Source organism: Methyloglobulus sp. (genome assembly GCF_964779595.1).
Genome location: NZ_CBAROL010000004.1, coordinates 26792 through 42935, shown reverse-complemented (window position 1 = coordinate 42935; position 16144 = coordinate 26792). Strand labels below are relative to the sequence as shown.

The 16144-nt window shown below is 45.5% G+C and carries 18 protein-coding genes, 1 tRNA gene and 1 pseudogene; 2 read left to right on the top strand and 18 right to left on the bottom strand.

Annotation, left to right across the window (positions count from 1 at the left end; translation table 11 throughout):
• Positions 1–35: 35 nt before the first annotated feature.
• The 13 genes and pseudogenes from bamC to AC1YY3_RS02975 form a co-directional block, all read right to left on the bottom strand.
• Positions 36–797 (bottom strand): outer membrane protein assembly factor BamC, encoded by a 762-nt coding sequence (bamC, locus tag AC1YY3_RS03035; RefSeq protein ID WP_481822983.1) that lies wholly within the window; start codon positions 795–797, stop codon positions 36–38.
• A 4-nt stretch (positions 798–801) separates the two neighbouring features.
• On the bottom strand, positions 802–1680 hold the full coding sequence (gene dapA / locus AC1YY3_RS03030) for a 4-hydroxy-tetrahydrodipicolinate synthase (protein WP_481822982.1): 879 nt from the start codon (positions 1678–1680) through the stop codon (positions 802–804).
• Between the two features lie 327 nt (positions 1681–2007).
• Positions 2008–3060 (bottom strand): UDP-glucose 4-epimerase GalE, encoded by a 1053-nt coding sequence (gene galE / locus AC1YY3_RS03025; protein ID WP_481822981.1) that lies wholly within the window; start codon positions 3058–3060, stop codon positions 2008–2010.
• Positions 3061–3066: 6 nt separating this feature from the next.
• Positions 3067–3909 carry an HlyC/CorC family transporter gene (locus tag AC1YY3_RS03020; protein WP_481822980.1) on the bottom strand — a complete coding sequence of 281 codons (843 nt, stop codon included), beginning with the start codon at positions 3907–3909 and terminating at the stop codon, positions 3067–3069.
• Positions 3906–4367, bottom strand: coding sequence for an rRNA maturation RNase YbeY (gene ybeY, locus AC1YY3_RS03015; protein ID WP_481822979.1), 462 nt, complete (start codon positions 4365–4367; stop codon positions 3906–3908). Before ybeY ends, AC1YY3_RS03020 begins: the two co-directional genes overlap by 4 nt.
• Before the next feature lie 10 nt (positions 4368–4377).
• A complete protein-coding gene (locus tag AC1YY3_RS03010) occupies positions 4378–5352 on the bottom strand; it encodes a PhoH family protein (protein ID WP_481822978.1) in 975 nt (324 codons plus the stop codon).
• A 3-nt stretch (positions 5353–5355) separates the two neighbouring features.
• Positions 5356–6711, bottom strand: a complete 1356-nt coding sequence (gene miaB / locus AC1YY3_RS03005) for a tRNA (N6-isopentenyl adenosine(37)-C2)-methylthiotransferase MiaB (RefSeq protein ID WP_481822977.1) — start codon at positions 6709–6711, stop codon at positions 5356–5358.
• A gap of 129 nt (positions 6712–6840) precedes the next feature.
• The gene (locus AC1YY3_RS03000) at positions 6841–7644 is read right to left on the bottom strand and encodes a formylmethanofuran dehydrogenase subunit C (RefSeq protein ID WP_481823048.1); all 804 of its coding nucleotides are present in this window, start codon (positions 7642–7644) and stop codon (positions 6841–6843) included.
• 93 nt (positions 7645–7737) lie between these two features.
• A pseudogene (gene fhcD, locus AC1YY3_RS02995) lies at positions 7738–8616 on the bottom strand (formylmethanofuran--tetrahydromethanopterin N-formyltransferase); the annotation flags it as partial.
• Positions 8617–8648: 32 nt separating this feature from the next.
• The gene (locus tag AC1YY3_RS02990) at positions 8649–9008 is read right to left on the bottom strand and encodes a HepT-like ribonuclease domain-containing protein (RefSeq protein WP_481822976.1); all 360 of its coding nucleotides are present in this window, start codon (positions 9006–9008) and stop codon (positions 8649–8651) included.
• Positions 9001–9291: a nucleotidyltransferase family protein gene (locus AC1YY3_RS02985; protein ID WP_481822975.1), complete on the bottom strand. Its 291-nt coding sequence runs from the start codon at positions 9289–9291 to the stop codon at positions 9001–9003. Before AC1YY3_RS02985 ends, AC1YY3_RS02990 begins: the two co-directional genes overlap by 8 nt.
• 28 nt (positions 9292–9319) lie before the next feature.
• Positions 9320–10996 (bottom strand): formylmethanofuran dehydrogenase subunit A, encoded by a 1677-nt coding sequence (locus tag AC1YY3_RS02980; RefSeq protein WP_481822974.1) that lies wholly within the window; start codon positions 10994–10996, stop codon positions 9320–9322.
• Complete coding sequence (locus AC1YY3_RS02975) at positions 10993–12267, bottom strand: formylmethanofuran dehydrogenase subunit B (protein WP_481822973.1); 1275 nt, start codon at positions 12265–12267, stop codon at positions 10993–10995. The genes AC1YY3_RS02980 and AC1YY3_RS02975 overlap by 4 nt, the downstream gene beginning before the upstream one ends.
• A 336-nt stretch (positions 12268–12603) precedes the next feature.
• Between AC1YY3_RS02975 and AC1YY3_RS02970 the strand changes: the two genes are divergently transcribed.
• Positions 12604–13551 carry a hypothetical protein gene (locus tag AC1YY3_RS02970; RefSeq protein ID WP_481822972.1) on the top strand — a complete coding sequence of 316 codons (948 nt, stop codon included), beginning with the start codon at positions 12604–12606 and terminating at the stop codon, positions 13549–13551.
• Between the two features lie 41 nt (positions 13552–13592).
• On the opposite strand, the gene AC1YY3_RS02965 is transcribed toward AC1YY3_RS02970, so the two are convergent.
• A complete protein-coding gene (locus tag AC1YY3_RS02965) occupies positions 13593–14072 on the bottom strand; it encodes an FKBP-type peptidyl-prolyl cis-trans isomerase (RefSeq protein WP_481822971.1) in 480 nt (159 codons plus the stop codon).
• A gap of 538 nt (positions 14073–14610) precedes the next feature.
• Here AC1YY3_RS02965 and AC1YY3_RS02960 point away from each other — a divergent pair.
• Positions 14611–14686: transfer RNA gene (locus AC1YY3_RS02960), tRNA-Lys, on the top strand.
• Positions 14687–14959: 273 nt separating this feature from the next.
• On the opposite strand, the gene AC1YY3_RS02955 is transcribed toward AC1YY3_RS02960, so the two are convergent.
• The 4 genes from AC1YY3_RS02955 to AC1YY3_RS02940 form a co-directional block, all read right to left on the bottom strand.
• Complete coding sequence (locus tag AC1YY3_RS02955; protein ID WP_481822970.1) at positions 14960–15085, bottom strand: hypothetical protein; 126 nt, start codon at positions 15083–15085, stop codon at positions 14960–14962.
• On the bottom strand, positions 15070–15411 hold the full coding sequence (locus AC1YY3_RS02950) for a carbonic anhydrase (RefSeq protein WP_481822969.1): 342 nt from the start codon (positions 15409–15411) through the stop codon (positions 15070–15072). Before AC1YY3_RS02950 ends, AC1YY3_RS02955 begins: the two co-directional genes overlap by 16 nt.
• Positions 15412–15477: 66 nt before the next feature.
• On the bottom strand, positions 15478–15609 hold the full coding sequence (locus AC1YY3_RS02945; RefSeq protein ID WP_481822968.1) for a hypothetical protein: 132 nt from the start codon (positions 15607–15609) through the stop codon (positions 15478–15480).
• Between the two features lie 72 nt (positions 15610–15681).
• The gene (locus AC1YY3_RS02940; protein WP_481822967.1) at positions 15682–16122 is read right to left on the bottom strand and encodes a hypothetical protein; all 441 of its coding nucleotides are present in this window, start codon (positions 16120–16122) and stop codon (positions 15682–15684) included.
• Between the last annotated feature and the right edge of the window lie 22 nt (positions 16123–16144).

Below are 16144 nucleotides of genomic sequence, written 5' to 3'. Positions count from 1 at the left end.
GATACTTGCATCACTCACTAAAAAACATGTCTTCCTCACTTAGCCTTTTCAGTCAAATCAGCTTTAATGGTGTCCGCCATCACTTTCAGCAAGCGCAAAGCGGCATCATCATTAAGCAAAGGTAGATGCTCTTCATTCAGCACAATCACATCAGTTTGTTGGTCGTGTTGTTCCAGCTTGAGGACATATTCCTTTTCATTCATGTTAATGCCATGAAATATAAACATAACTTCATCCATAAACCCTTCGTCTTGCGCTTTTTTCTCGTCTGGATCATATTGGACAACAATTTGTGCCTGTTCAGAATTTCGTTCGGTAACTTCGATGGTATTACGGCTCAAGGCTTTATTGATCACACGCCAGGATTTCGAATGCCCTGCACCTAAGCGCAAGCGGCTTTCACCATCATCGTATTTGATTATTTCGACGGACAAAACTGTATCCTGGTCATCGGATTCTGTCGCTGGTGTTACGGGTGTGCTGGTTGTTTCTGGAGTAGTTGCGGGTGCTGCTTCTGAGGTATTTTCTGCTGAAGTATTATTCGCAGGTGGTTGATCTGCATCATCTGTAGTCGTCCCAGTCTCTCTTCCCACAAGATTATCAGTAGGTGAGGTGACTACTGCTGCACTGCTTGTAGACTGGTTCTTCCTTAACTCAGCGGGATAATTAATCAAGGGGATTTCAGTGGTGTATTGGTAATCCCTTTCTTTATCAGGAAAATAACTTTGCAGATAAGTACACCCTGCCAAGACGGTAGCGGCAATACCGATGAAGATAATCCCAATTCTATTTTTCATAAAGTCACACGATAATGTCAGCTTGCTGCATGGCTAGTCGAACAGCATCATAACAGTCTTCCGTCAGCCAAGTTAATGGCAAGCGAATTCCTTTAGCCATCAAACCCATTTCTGCCACCGCCCATTTTACGGGGATGGGATTAGCTTGGATAAACAATTGCTTATGTAAACCTATTAATTTATTATCGAGTGCTAACGCCGTTTCAACATCACCCTTGATTGCCGCTAAAAGCATTTCATGCGCCAATTTGGGCGCGACATTACCAGTAACTGTAATGCTACCATTTGCTCCCATTAAACACGCTTCACGGCTGGTAGCATCATCACCGCTATAGATGGCAAAGTCAGAACCAGCTAAATCTCGGATGGTTGTTATCCTGGTCAAATCGCCTGTTGCTTCCTTAACACCTACGATATTATCTAAATGTGAAAGCCGCCCCACAGTTTCCGGCAACATATCACATGCTGTACGCCCTGGGACGTTATATAAAATCTGTTTAATATCAATAGCTTCGCTTATAGCCTTATAATGCAGGTACAAGCCTTCTTGAGTCGGCTTATTGTAGTAAGGCGTTACAATCAGGCAAGCATCCGCGCCTACTTCTTTAGCTCGGCGGGTCAAGGTAATGGCTTCAGTCGTTGAATTTGAGCCTGTCCCAGCAATCACAGGAACGCGCCCTTGGGCATAATTCACAACCGCCTTGACTACATCGCAATGCTCATCTTCATCCAACGTCGCAGATTCGCCCGTTGTGCCTACCGCGACGATTGCATCAGTGTCCTGCGCTATGTGAAATTCGACTAATTTCTGTAAACTTGCCCAATCCACTGCACCACTTTCATCCATGGGTGTGACTAAAGCGACGATACTACCTTGAATCATTTATTCTCTCAATCAGAATGGCTCTATTTAAACGCAGCCATTATAACAAGCAAATGGTTAAAAAAGGTATGGTAAGTGTTGTGCTGGGGTTGTGTAGAACACCGCCGAGGCAGTTGCTGAGAAGGTTAGGAAGAGGTAGGACTTGTTTTAATCTCCTCACCCCAACCTTCTCGGCACACCGCTACGCTGCTCCTGCATTGCCCTACTAACCTACATCCATGTAGGAATCCAGCAGGAGAGGGGGGTTTCATCCTTAATTTATCGACATCGGGTAGTATGTTGCACCCTTACTGATCCATACTCGTGCTGGATTTGTTCTAGGCTCGATCAGTTATAACCTTGCGGATTGTTGACCTGCCACAGCCAAGTATCTGCAACCATATCTTCCAAGGTTTTTTCCACTTGCCAGCCCAATTCTTGCAATGCTAAGGCTGGATTGGCGTAATATTCAGGCAAATCCCCTGCCCTTCTAGGCGCAAAGCTGTAATTGACCTTTCGACCCGTAATTTTTTCAAACGTGCCGATAATCTCCAGCACACTACAGCCCTTCCCCGCCCCTAAGTTGTAGGCTTTGCATCCACCAGCAGCGAATTTTTCGGTTTGCAAGGCTTGGATGGCCTTGATGTGGCCTTTGACCAGATCGACGACATGGATGTAATCCCGAACACCCGTGCCATCAGGCGTGGGGTAATCATCACCAAAAACAGACAGTTGCGCCAATTTGCCAATAGCAACTTGGGTGACATAAGGCATGAGGTTATTCGGTATGCCGTTGGGGTCTTCGCCTATCCTGCCGCTTTCGTGGGCACCGATGGGGTTAAAATAGCGCAATAAGGCTATTTTCCAGGGCGATTGGCTTGGCTTTATGGCATCCGCTGCGGATAAATCCCTGAGCATATCCTCGATCATCGCCTTGGTTCGACCATAAGGATTGACTGCGCCTATCGGCAAATCCTCGGTATATTGGACTTGTGGATTGGTACCGTAAACCGTCGCCGAGGAACTGAACACCAGTTGTTTGACGTTAGCTTCTGCCATCACCTGGAGCAGCACTATCGTGCCGTAGACGTTGTTGTGATAATACTTAAGCGGAAGTTCACAGGATTCGCCCACTGCTTTCAGACCTGCAAAGTGCATGACGGAAGTGATGGCTTCTTTGGCAAAAACGTCAGCCAGGGAAGCGTGGTCACGAATATCGACTTGATAGAAAGTCAGCGGTTTATCGGTAATTTCCTGCACCCGTTTTAACGCTTCAAACTTGCTGTTTTCCAGATTATCGACCACAACCACACGATAACCCGCTTGCAACAATTCCACACAAGCGTGGCTACCGATATAACCTGCACCACCTGTTACCAATACGGACTTTGCGCTATTCATTGCTTGCTAATCAATAATCTTCAATTTGATCAGATGCACTCTGCGTGTATCTGCCCGAATGACCTCAAAACGCATTTTATCAACCTCAAGGGTCTCGCCTTTCTTAGGCATGTGTTCCAACTGGCTGACGATGAAACCACCGACGGTATCGTACTCATCGGTCGCCAACTGGGTGGTGAAATAGTCATCAAACTCTTCCATCGGCGTTAAGGCTTTAATCATGTATTCGTTGTCATTCCGGCGAAAGATATAGCCTTCATCTTCCTGATCGTCATGCTCATCTTCGATTTCGCCAACGATTTGTTCCAGCACGTCTTCAATAGACACCAAGCCTGCCGTCTGCCCGTATTCATCGACGACGATTGCCATGTGATTGCCATTAGTACGCAATTCTTTTAGCAGGACATTTAAGCGCTTACTTTCTGGCACCATACAAGCAGGGCGCATGATGTCTTTGACTAGCACATTACTGCTGCGTGACAAATGCGCCAGCAAATCTTTAGCCAGCAAAACACCGACGACTTTACTGCGGTCACCATCAATAACGGGATAACGGGAGTGATTAAATTCAGTCACCAACGGCAGAATGGTTTCCAACTCGGCATCGTTGGGGACGACCACCATCTGCACACGCGGAATCATTATATCTCGCACCCGCATCTGGTTTACCTGCAAGACCCCTTCGATCATAGTCAACGCATCAGTATCAAGCAAACGATTGATTTTGGCTTCTCGTAGTATTTCGAGCAAATCTTCCAGATCTTGCGGCTCACCGGAAAACAGTTGGCTGATTCTATCTACCCAACGCCTTCGCTGAGAGCTACTACTGGGAGGTTTGTCTTCGTTCATAGTTCGTGTGCCTGTAGATAAGGATTACTGATATTAAGTGTCTGTAAGATTTTGATTTCCAAGCTCTCCATCACCTCAGCCTCGGCCTCTTCAATGTGGTCATAACCGAGCAAATGCAGTACGCCGTGGATAATAATATGCGCCCAATGATGCGTTAGCAATTTTTGTTGCTCTAATGCTTCCCGTTCCACAACGGGGGCGCAGACCACCAAATCGCCCAGCAAATTCAGCCCAATGCCTTCTGGAATGTCTGCCGGAAAACTTAATATATTGGTAGGTCCTGGTTTATGGCGATATTGTTTATTCAGTTGGGCACTTTCGTGTACATCTACGATACGCACGACAATTTCGGCATCCTTATCATAATCTTGCAATGCCGCATCAATCCATTGCTGGATTTGCGTTTTATCAGGTTGCCCTGGGGAAGAAAAAACGACCTGTACCTCAATTTGATTCATTGAATTTTATTTATAGCCCAGATTTGGTTTTCAGCTCATAGGCTTCATACGCAAGTACGATGCGCTGTACCAAAGGATGTCTCACCACGTCTCGTGCATTAAAAAAAGTAAAACTAATGCCTTCCACATCTTTCAAAACCTCCAGCACATGCCGTAAGCCGGACATTTTCTCCGACGGCAAATCGATCTGGGTAATATCACCAGTAACTACCGCCGTTGAGCCAAACCCCACACGGGTTAGAAACATTTTGATCTGTTCAACCGTGGTATTTTGCGCTTCATCCAGGATGATAAACGCGTCGTTCAACGTCCTGCCACGCATGAATGCTAATGGCGCGACTTCGATAATGCCACGGTCAATCATTTTCTCAACCAGCTCTAAACCCAACATATCGTATAAGGCATCATACAAAGGCCGTAAGTAAGGATCGACTTTCTGCGCCATGTCACCCGGCAAAAAGCCCAGTTTTTCACCCGCTTCAACCGCTGGGCGTACCAAGATGATTTTTCTGACTTTTTCTGATTGTAATGCTTCAATTGCACAAGCAACAGCCAAGAAAGTTTTACCTGTTCCAGCAGGCCCTACGCCAAAATTGATGTCATGGGTGACAATTTTTTTCAGATAATCTTGTTGATTAGCTCCCCTGCCCTTAATCAACCCAAATTTTGTTTTAATAGCAACAGGCTGCTGCTCGATTTGCTCATGCCCATCTAATAGGTCATCAATTGAAGCATCTTGCATCGCCAAATGAATAAGTTCGGCAGTCAACTCTTCTTTCTCGGTACTTTCAAACAATTTTTCCATCACTGCACAGGCCGCCTTGACTGAGTTTTCTACACCAGTGACCTTAAATCGGTTGCCGCGATTGGCAATTTCGACTTTAAGGCGAGTTTCAATTTGTCGTAAGTGGTTATCTAAGTGTCCGCAAAAATTGGACAATCTAGCATTATCTGCCGGAATCAGGGAAATTTCTTCGGATATCATGAATTAAGCATAAGCAGTTTGCTTGTTGACTGGGGCTTCGACCATGCGACCCCGTAATGAATTGGGCAAGGCTTCGGCAATCAGCACATTGACAAATTGCCCAGCTAATTTTGGATGCCCGATAAAGTTGACGACACGGTTATTTTCAGTCCTGCCCTGCATTTGCAAAGGATTCTTTTTGGACTGTCCCTCGACTAACACGGTTTGCACGGTTCCAATCATGCTTTGTGAAATCGCCATCGCCATTTCGTTAATGCGGTTTTGGAAGCGTTCCAAGCGGTGTTTTTTTACTTCAAAAGGAATATCATCCGGCAAATCGGCGGCGGGTGTGCCAGGACGTGCGCTGTAAATGAAGCTGAACGACAAATCAAAGCCAATTTCATTGATGAACGCCATCGTTTCCTCAAATTCCTGGTCGGTTTCGCCTGGAAAACCGATAATGAAATCCGAGGAAAGACTGATATTGGGTCTGATTAGTCTTAGCTTACGAATCTTATCAATATAATCAGCACGGGTATGTCCGCGCTTCATCATCTTAAGGATATGGTCGCTGCCGCTTTGCACAGGCAAATGCAGGTGGTCAACTAATTGGGGGATTTCGGCAAACGCTTCGATTAAATTGTCTGTAAATTCAATAGGATGTGAGGTGGTAAAACGAATCCGGTCGATGCCTTTAACGGCGGCCACATAATGCATGAGCAAGGCGAAATCAGCAATATCACCGTCTTCCATTTCGCCGCGATAGGCGTTGACATTCTGCCCTAACAGGTTAATTTCCCTCACACCTTGCTTTGCCAACGCAGTAATCTCGGCAATCACGTCATTTAAAGGACGGCTAATTTCTTCACCACGGGTATAGGGTACCACGCAGAAAGTACAATATTTGCTGCACCCTTCCATCACCGACACAAAGGCTTTCGGGCCTTCTGCTCTGGGTTCAGGTAGATTGTCGAATTTTTCGATTTCGGGGAAAGATATATCAACGACGGGCTTGCTCTGACTGCGAACTTCATCCAGCAATTGCGGCAAACGGTGCAAAGTTTGGGGACCAAATACAATATCGACATAAGGCGCACGTTTTTGAATCGCCGAGCCTTCCTGACTGGCAACACAACCGCCGACACCAATGATAACATCAGGACGTAAGGCTTTGATCTTACGCCATTTTCCCAGCGCAGAAAACACTTTTTCCTGTGCTTTCTCTCTTATGGAACAAGTATTGAGCAACAGCACATCGGCTTGCTTAGGGTCATCAATCAATTCAAAACCATGCGAGGCATGAAGGACATCACGCATTTTGTCAGAATCGTACTCATTCATCTGACAGCCGTTCGTCTGAATATATAATTTTTGCGTCATATTGTGTTCAGTTTTATCCTCTTGTAGCCCTTGGTGTTGTTCGTAAATAAGTGTCTTACGTTCTATTATAACCTGAATACGAAATAACCAGAAAATAGACGGTACGGGCTGGATGTTGCATATAACAAATTATACTTTTACTAACACCTCACCACGCCCGATTTCCGACATATCTCCGGCATAGCGTTGAACGCGGTTGAATGTGACGGATGCGTCGGAAAATTTGGAATTGCTGGTCTTAAATGACGCGAATAGCAGGGGTAAAAAACTCAAAGTGTGTGTTCCGCAATCATTAAAACTGGCGGGTAATTGCGGTTGATTCCATAACAACAAAGTGCCACGGCGCATCGCATAGCCTACGTAACGTCCAGTGTTGCCCATGACGGCTATGGTTCCGGCGGTCATGCGTGATCCGCAATAATCGCCAGCATTGCCTTCGATAAGGATAGTGCCACGACGCATGTGGTCGCCAGCACGGTCGCCGACATTGCCTTTGACGAGGATAGTGCCACCCTTCATACCCATTTTGTTGCCGGGCAACGCACCACCGAGAAAATCGCCTGTGTTGCCGCTGATTTCCAGCATGCCTTTCTTCATTTCGCAAGCAGCATATAAGCCAACATTGCCGTTAACTGTGATGTTGCCAGAGTTCATGCCCATGCCTAAATAAGCGCCAACATCACCATTTACAGTAATGCTTCCACCATCGAGTTCCTTGCCGATAAAGTCCAGCTTATCAAAGCTATTGTTAATGATAATGTTTTGAGAATCTTCCCCAGCAATATCGAACAAATCACTGAGCGGTATTTGCTGCTTTCCGCATTGTAAAGTCATTCTCGCAATGTCTTCGGCACTCTTATTTAGCAAATTAGCGGGCACTAAAAGTGACATATCAACCCGTTGCTTAGGTTGGGTTTTCAAGTTAAGCGTCAATGCTTTAGCTTGAGTTTTTTGTTCTACACCTACGCTAACAACCTCAGCTTTTAATGCGTTGTCAGCGATCTTCTGGTCACCCATTATGTTTTGTAGATGAAAATGGAACGGCCCTAGCTTACCACCGTAATTTCCTGCGCTGATGCGTTTTATGCCATTGGCTGCACCTAAGTCGCAAACGGCTTGAATGCCTACGCGCATGGCTTCATCAATAGCGTTTTTGCTTAAACCATCAATTACTATTTCCATGACGCATTCGATGTCATCGGAAAGCTGGGTCTTGGTTGCGCCCTTTAAAGTCGGACCGAAGGCATCATTGGTCGAGGCATTGAGTGCCGCATATTTGGAACCAACTTTGGAACCCGAGCGCACCACACCGCCAGGGAACGGCATGATGACGTTGGGGGCATTGTTCATAGCTGCTATTGCCGCTTCACACGCTGCCAGCACTTGTGCTTGCGATTGTCCCAACACTAAGAAGTTGCCGCCACCTATGGCTTCAACCTGCCCAGTGGTGGCTTCGGTCAGGAATTCGCCATCCATCACCGGAATACGCCAATAACGCTTTCCGCCGATGACTTTTCCAATCTGAAAACCATCACCAAAATAACGCAGGTTTTTGCCTAGGGGAATTTTGGTGGCACTTTCGATGCCAGCAAATAACGCCGAAGTCGGGGCTGTCAGTACACATTGTCCTGCTCTGGTTTCGAGTTGTTTTGCCAAGGTTTTGCCACCCATCGCAAAAATCAAGACCGCCACGCCGGGTCGACCGTCAGGCGTTTCCGAAGGCTCGAGGATTCGGTCTATTCCTGCCTCACAGCCGCACATAATGACTGATGTCGCAAATCCCGTCATGGATTGTGCCGCAATCAACGCCCATTTTTCATTGTGTGCGGTGATAATCACCCGTGTCGCCTTCATTGGGAAAGCTTCCGCAAAAGTTGCGTCGATGGTTACGCCATTGATAATCATAATTTTTTGCTCATATTTAACATTACTTATAGTTAACGCCTTATGTCTTGTTGCATGGCAAACAATTCTTTCAACAAAGACGGAATATCAGTTTCGATAATGCTCCACAAAGTGTCATTATCGATTCCCAAATAACCATGAATTAACCGATTACGTGTGGCAATAATTTGCCGCCAAGGTATATTTGGAAAATTATTACGGACATCATCGGAAATATGCGTTGCCGCCTCGCCGATTAACTCCAAATTCCGTAAAGTCGCATCGTAATTCAGTCCGCTTTGGGTAAATTCCTGTTGATTTAACCCGTCTGTGTAAGCAATGACTTTTTCGGTAAAGCCGATCATATCATCCACATAAAAATGCCATTCCCTTTCCCTAGTGCAGTTAGACACGAATCGCTTCCCTTTCGATATACGGACGCAACTCCGGTCGCACTGCCTTGTCGGTGACTAAATCAACCGTGCAACCAAGGTTATCTTCCAAATAAAACTGGACTCCAAAGTAACGCGACGAAGTCGCAACACCATCGAAACTTACCAATATGTCAACATCGCTTTCTTCAGTTGCTTCATCCCTTGCAGTCGAACCAAATAAAGCTAATTGACTAACCCCATAACTTTTTACAAGCTCTGGTTTAATTTTATTTAAGATATCGAGTGCCTTAACCCGTTTCATAAGCAAATGATATGAAAATAACCAACATTTATGATGATTTTTCTGCCAATGGATGCACCGACAAACTCCCCCTGCCATCCTCGGTAATCTCGTCATCGCTAATCTTGAAATTGCCCAATTTCATCGTCAAATACTTATCAAAATAGGCTTGTAAGTCTTTTTCTACCGATGGGTCGTAGTCGGGTTTAGCAATGTGCGTCGTACCCCACTTGGTATGAACAACTTTGCCGTCCACCACGACCAATTCGCCGTCTTTGAACACGTAATCCGGTTTGGTGAACATGGCTTCGCGGTTGGCGTTGTCGGTGTAGACGGTGATGTCGGCAAAGTAACCGGGGGCTAGGCCGCCACGGTCTTTCAGGCCGATGAGTTTCGCCGCACCAGCGCGGGTCATAATGGCGATTTCATCCAGGGTGTATTCGCGAGTGATTGAGCCTAACGTCGTCATAAGTTGCGCTTGGGGATGGATGGTCGCCAAGACTTCATTACGGAAAGACCTGTCCATCAACAGGCGTATCAAATGTGGATAACTGGTGAACGGCGCACCGTTAGGGTGGTCGGTGGTCAGGAAAATGCGCCAAGGGTCATCAACCAACAAAAAGGTTTCCAGGCCAATCGCCCATTGCAGAGCATTAACAAAGTTTTGATCTTTGTATTTGAATGGCACAACGCCGCAACCAGCATCGCATTCAATATCCATGCACACCCATTTATTCGGGCTGGCATACTTATGGTTAGCATGTTGGCGCATGTTATCGCCCGATGCCGTTACGGTCTGACCAAATAAAATCTGCCCAACATCTATCGTAATATTTTTGTTTTTGTTAACGGCCTCGGCAATTTGCGCCGCGCCAGAAGAAAACTTGAGATCGCCTTCTGTACCATAACTGTGGAATTGGATATGGGTTAAGTGCATGGGCAAACCACCGATACCTTGGATGGTATCCAGCGTAGTTTGCATATTGCCTGGAACGCCCAGGTTACAGCCATGCACATGTAAGGGATGTTTAATGCCGATTTCTTTTACAGCAGTAGCCAATACGCGCAAAATTTCGCGCGGTGTTACGCCATAATGGCTATTTTGTTCATCCAAATCCAGTTTGCGCTGGTTAAATTTGAATGCGTTGATACCGCCTGGGTTAACCACCTTAACACCAATCGCTTTGGCGGAATGTATCGTCCAGGCGACGTAATCATTAATGGCTTTTTGGTCTTTTTTGGCGGTCAGCATTCGCAAGAAATAATCGTCACTGCCCAACATGACGTAGCCGCCCTTGTCCAGGATGGGGATGTCCGCCATTTCCATGTGCGCCTGACGAGCATTGATCGGCAACACGGCAGGTTCAAAACCGGCGGTATAACCCATCTCGGCGTAACGATAGCCCGTCACATACGTGCTGGGCATGGCGTGCCCATTGCCGGAACGGGTGATGTCGGTACGAGCTACGGGATCTTTGCGATGGTCTTCCGGCAACATCGTCCTGGCGATATTGCCCTTGCCGCCGCCGATGTGGGTGTGCATGTCAATCGCACCGGACATGATGACTTTGCCCCGGCAGTCGTATTCCTTATCGACGGGCTGGTCGCCGCCCCTGTCTATCGGGTCAGCGATAATCTTACCGTCTTTGATGTAAAGGTCTTGGATAATCCCTGCCATGCCGCTAGCCGGGTCGTAGACTTTACCGCCTGTCAGTTTGATAATCATGCCGACGCTCCTTGCAATGCGAGTTCAATGGCACTTAGGACTTCCGCCGTGCTTGGCAAACCAACATCGCGCAGTTTTTTTAGGCGGATGGCGACGACATTATCGGTACGATAAGCATGTCCGACATGGTCGATACCCGGTGTGCCGACAGGGATGAAAACATCCGGCTCCTTATCGAATAACATGCCGCAACGGCCTACCACAATCGTCGGAATGTCGTACACGGGCGGTTTGGCGTTGACGTTGAATGCCTGCACCCACAGCAACACATCCGCTTCGCCGTTGCTTATCATGGCTACGGTGTCGTACAGATAAGGGTCGTATTCGGGATAACCCTTGCTAAACCGCACCCGCGCCGGATAACCCGTCGTCCAACCGCAGACTTGGTTAGCAGTCAGGTCGCCGTCCTTACCTGCCAACGGCAAGCCGGAACAACGTGTGCCTTTATCATTGATATCCTTAATCATCTCCGAAACCGTTTGCACGATGAGTTCGGCATGGTTGTTGATACCCAATGCGCCCGCACCCCAGGTGACAACACCGTATTTGGCGGCTAAGAGCTTATCGGCAATGCTTTGTAAATCGGCAACCGCAATACCGCCCGCTTGTTCAGCGCGGATCGGCTGGCCTTTGACCAAAGCCCTTAACACGCCAACAACTTCGGGCAGTGCGCCGTCATCGCTAGCCAGCACTTGCGCTTTCTGCCCATCTGGGGAAGTTGAAGCATTACCCGAAGGCGCTTTGCCCAGATAGATGACTTGCCGCTGCTTGCTGTCTTCCAGGAACATCGCCTCATTCCAGAGATAACGCTCAAAAAAGCGCGGCACCAAGGTTTCCAAGTCAGTGCCAACTACCACCAGCAGGTCGCAACGGTTTTTGACCTCCGCCAAGGTCGTGTTCATCCAGCCGGAGTCTTGCAGGGTCAGGAAATTATTGCGCGCGGCGTTGAAACCCATGTTGTCGACGACTGCGCCAGTATGGTCGGCCAGAGACAATAAGCCCCGCATTCCGTTGACATCCGTTGCACAGCCGCCAATAACGGGTTGTTTGGTTTGTGCCAATAAGCTTGCTGCTTTACTAACGGCTTCTTGAAGGCTAACGACCTTGGCTGCGATTCTGGGGTTAGCATCACCCAAGGCTTGCTCAAACGCAGGCGTATTAACAACACAACCGTTAGCGGTCACTTTTATAGCAACGCCATCCACCTGAACTGTCAGATCATCCGTGCCGACCCCGCAAAACGGACTAGGTACCTCGGTTATTACAGTCACTAAAACTCCCCTGCTGTGTTTATTTGCTACGATTTAATGCTTATATTTTAACTCTAATAACTGATTATGTCTTGGATATGGCTGCGATGGCGAGTTATCGATATCTATACAGCCGCGAACAGCAATCATCTGGCTATATAGTATATATGGTTAAATCCGACCTAACGCGGTAGATCAATTTTATACTCCTGTCTGTGAAATATTACCGCATTTTGCTGTTAATTTTACGCATCACAATTCGTTGTTTTTGAATATGCTTTTATAAACTAAACTAATTTCGGCAAGAATTTTACTAGCTCACTAAATTGCTTTAAGTCAGCCCGGAGTCGCACAGTTATGAACGTATCAAATTCTTATTCTGATGAAGTTAAAAAAGCAATAGAAGCTGATTTTTTATTACTCGATAGTGATCGAAAAATCGCGTTTCTGGCGGCGTACGGGTTAGACCCAAACAAGCCAGATTTTAGTGTACCAACTTTGCCACAACTGTGGTCAATGGAGATTTTTATGCTTAAAAGCCTGTCGAAGGACGAATTATCACGCAGAATGTGGATAATTAGAGAAAAATTTCGCATTCAAGCGGGTGATGCAGTTTATGACAACTACTTAACAAGTCTCCCTGAACATATTAATAACGAGACCTTAAAGCTAGATGTCACCCCAAACAGCTACCTAGTTTTGAAAGAGGATGCCGTTAATATTACCCGACAAATGCAACGGATGAATTATTATCGAATGCAAAGAAACCTTGCCATTAATAAGAAAAAAGAAATCCCTATTTTTATATTTTTTGCGTTACTGATAGCGGGCATCGGCATATTTTCGCTTACCAACCACACAAGCACCGGACAAAGCTGGCAGCTAATATTACTTACCGTTTATTTTGGGATGATTGGCGCGGTTGTTAGCTTATTGCAGCGGCTTGAGCAAGCCTCTAACACCACAACAAATTTTACCGATTCTGCGATTAATTCGTCAGACATCGGTCAGGGCATGTCGAATTCCTACATGATTTCCTTAGTGGTCAGTGGCGCGGTGTTTTCGGTGCTGGTGTACTTGCTATCCCGATCCCAGTTAGTCAATATTTTGGACTTACTGCCTAAGCCGAATGAGAATGCAGAATGTAACGTCAGCTCATCGCAAAACTTTATCGGCAAATTTCTGTGTGCGCCTTACGATTCTGCCCAAACTGCAAAGCTCCTTATATTGTGTTTTATATCAGGATTTGCAGAACGTTTTGTACCCGATGTACTTGATAGTTTAATCAGACGGGCAAAAAATTGAACCCACAGAATTACACGATGGGTTCAATTAACAGACATCATTTAGTGATTACATCCCGCACCGTGGATATGTCCGTGTGAATTTTCATCCTTGGTGGCTAATCTTACACCAACAATTTCTATGGCAAAATTCAAAGCCAAACCTGCCATGGGATGATTGCCATCAATTGTTATGTCATCACCGTCTATTTTCATGATGGTGACAATACCTGAACCGGAATTTACTGCTGCGTGAAATTGCATTCCGACTTCCAAATCGTCTATGCCATCAAACATCTCCCTTGACACAACTTGAATCATATCCTCACTAAATTCGCCATAAGCGTCTTCTGGCTCAATACGCACATCGAATTTATCGCCGGTATTTTTATTATTCAGTGCTTTTTCCAGTCCAGAAATAATATTTCCCTTACCATGTAAGTAAACCATCGGTTCACCGCCAGCCGTGCTGTCAAGTACTTCCCCCGCATCGTTGGTCAAAGTATAGTGAATAGTTACGGCAGTATTGTTGGCAATTTGCATGGTAAAACCTTATTATTTAAAAATGTCGGGTATGATACCGTTTTGTGTATTTGTTGTCTTATATTTTCATGGCTATATACAAGTTGCAGGTTGTGCAGGATTTATTTCAGCCAACACTTTGAAATTTCTACAGGTTAGTTTGACTAACCTGTGCTTTGTATATAGCCATGTATATTTTTACTAATTGCCTATTAAATCATAAATATAACTCATACTGTACTTTGCGGCGAGGCAATCTAAATCGACACCACTAATGTTGCCAAAAATAACTAAATGTAACTTGATAGCACGATTGCGAGAATTCCTGACGAACATAATCAATTTTTTCGATGCAGATTGGATAGCTCACTTTCGTTGCTAAAACCTCGATTTAACGCCGTGTTTCTTTTTAGTATCGTACAGAAAATTCTGCTCAAAAATTTATTGTGCAAGAACGTTAAAACTCTGTACTGAAATGAGGTCGAGGCAATATCAATCAGATTACAAGAATAATATCTTGCAAATATTCGGCTGATTGTTATAATTGTAAGTCTTTGTTGGGTCGTTAGCTCAGCTGGTAGAGCACTGCACTTTTAATGCGGTTGTCGCGCGTTCGAGCCGCGCACGACCCACCACCAAAGATATTGATTGTAAGTATTTCAAGCAAGATTGCCCGTCGAGTTGAAGCATTAAAACCGTAGCAAGTCGTTAATTAGGCGTGCTTCTGTTTTAGTTGTTCAATCAGATGGCGTAATAAACCATAAAATAAATCTCCTAGACCATCCATGGCAGGATACGAGCCAAAGATATTTTTTGTGAAGCTTGATCGGCTGTTCGATCACTCCCCTTAGCATGGCTTTTCCATAACTACTTATGCAATATCCAGCAGTACAGATGGTTGAATGACCCTAAGAAACTTGGTTGATGACTGACGTATCTTCATAAAAAGTCACTTCGCCTGTGGAAATTTCATGGCTGCCACCCACGATACCGATAGAACCATACTCTAGCATTTCTTTTAAATTGGGCTGCACTCTAAGATGGCGTGTACCGTGCGTTTTACATTGATAGTCGAGACTTTTTCCACAAAATCATCGTTACCTGAATGGCGGTTTTCTGTCTCCGTTTTTTCATCATAAACAGCAGGTTGCAGTTTAGCCAATAAGGCAGTAAGGTTGCCCATTTCAACATGGTCGCAAGCACCTTTGACTGCACCGCATTTGGTATTACCCAGCACGACAATGAATTTCAAGCCTGCATCTTTATAGGCAAATTCCATGCTGCCTAGGATGTCTTCGTTGATGATGTTGCCTGCAATCCGTACGCTGAAAATATCACCTAAACCTTGATCGAATATCAATTCAGCGGACGTGCGGGAATCGATGCAGCTTAAGATGATGGCGAACGGGTGTTGAGCATCGGAGGTTTAGTTGACTTGTTGTAATAGGTTACGGCTGACCTTTATGTTATTCTCAAACCGCTTGTTGCCTTCTTTTAACAATTCCAATGCCATAACAGGAGTGATGCTGTCTTGCATTGCTTTCGTGAGTGTTTTCATGTGATTGCTCCGCTTTAAGTTTAAGTAAAAGTGATTAAAGTAAATGGGTTGGGTACGCAAGCTGCTGTCATTTCACGTCAACAGGAACATAAACGCACTGCTCATCCAGACGGAGTGAATAAGGATAAGTTTGATTTTCTGGTTTGTGCGCTTGCTGTGCCAAGCATACAGTGTCTGATATTTGTAGGTGTACAGTTTGAAGATGAGGTAATCCCGAAGCCTTCGTAGCAATGTCAACAATTGCCGCCATAACAACACGGTTGTACCGATACCGACGACGATGCTCAAATAAAACACAATCAGTTGTGCCAAAGCCTTATCAAAACCAAAACTATGCGTTAACAGCTCTTCTAGCAAAAAAGAGGTTGCTTCATAAAATGTATGAACTCCCACAACAATGGAATGGGCAATAACATCAGGAAATTTAATCGAGTAGATTAAGGCCGTAATGCACAGCAGCCATTTAATAACGGTTAATACTTTGGTTTTGTTTTGAAAAATCTCGTTTGTCATCAGTTGAGATCCTCTTAGTTCA

Excerpts from the sequence above, each read along its gene's own strand:
- AC1YY3_RS03020 (WP_481822980.1), bottom strand. The coding sequence starts at position 3,909 with ATGAACGAAGACAAACCTCCCAGTAGTAGCTCTCAGCGAAGGCGTTGG.
- AC1YY3_RS02965 (WP_481822971.1), bottom strand. The coding sequence starts at position 14,072 with ATGCAAATTGCCAACAATACTGCCGTAACTATTCACTATACTTTGACC.
- AC1YY3_RS02985 (WP_481822975.1), bottom strand. The coding sequence starts at position 9,291 with ATGAAACGGGTTAAGGCACTCGATATCTTAAATAAAATTAAACCAGAG.
- AC1YY3_RS02940 (WP_481822967.1), bottom strand. The coding sequence starts at position 16,122 with ATGACAAACGAGATTTTTCAAAACAAAACCAAAGTATTAACCGTTATT.
- AC1YY3_RS02945 (WP_481822968.1), bottom strand. The coding sequence starts at position 15,609 with ATGAAAACACTCACGAAAGCAATGCAAGACAGCATCACTCCTGTTATG.
- dapA (WP_481822982.1), bottom strand. The coding sequence starts at position 1,680 with ATGATTCAAGGTAGTATCGTCGCTTTAGTCACACCCATGGATGAAAGT.
- AC1YY3_RS02980 (WP_481822974.1), bottom strand. The coding sequence starts at position 10,996 with ATGATTATCAAACTGACAGGCGGTAAAGTCTACGACCCGGCTAGCGGC.
- AC1YY3_RS02970 (WP_481822972.1), top strand. The coding sequence starts at position 12,604 with ATGAACGTATCAAATTCTTATTCTGATGAAGTTAAAAAAGCAATAGAA.
- AC1YY3_RS03010 (WP_481822978.1), bottom strand. The coding sequence starts at position 5,352 with ATGATATCCGAAGAAATTTCCCTGATTCCGGCAGATAATGCTAGATTG.
- ybeY (WP_481822979.1), bottom strand. The coding sequence starts at position 4,367 with ATGAATCAAATTGAGGTACAGGTCGTTTTTTCTTCCCCAGGGCAACCT.
- bamC (WP_481822983.1), bottom strand. The coding sequence starts at position 797 with ATGAAAAATAGAATTGGGATTATCTTCATCGGTATTGCCGCTACCGTC.
- galE (WP_481822981.1), bottom strand. The coding sequence starts at position 3,060 with ATGAATAGCGCAAAGTCCGTATTGGTAACAGGTGGTGCAGGTTATATC.
- miaB (WP_481822977.1), bottom strand. The coding sequence starts at position 6,711 with ATGACGCAAAAATTATATATTCAGACGAACGGCTGTCAGATGAATGAG.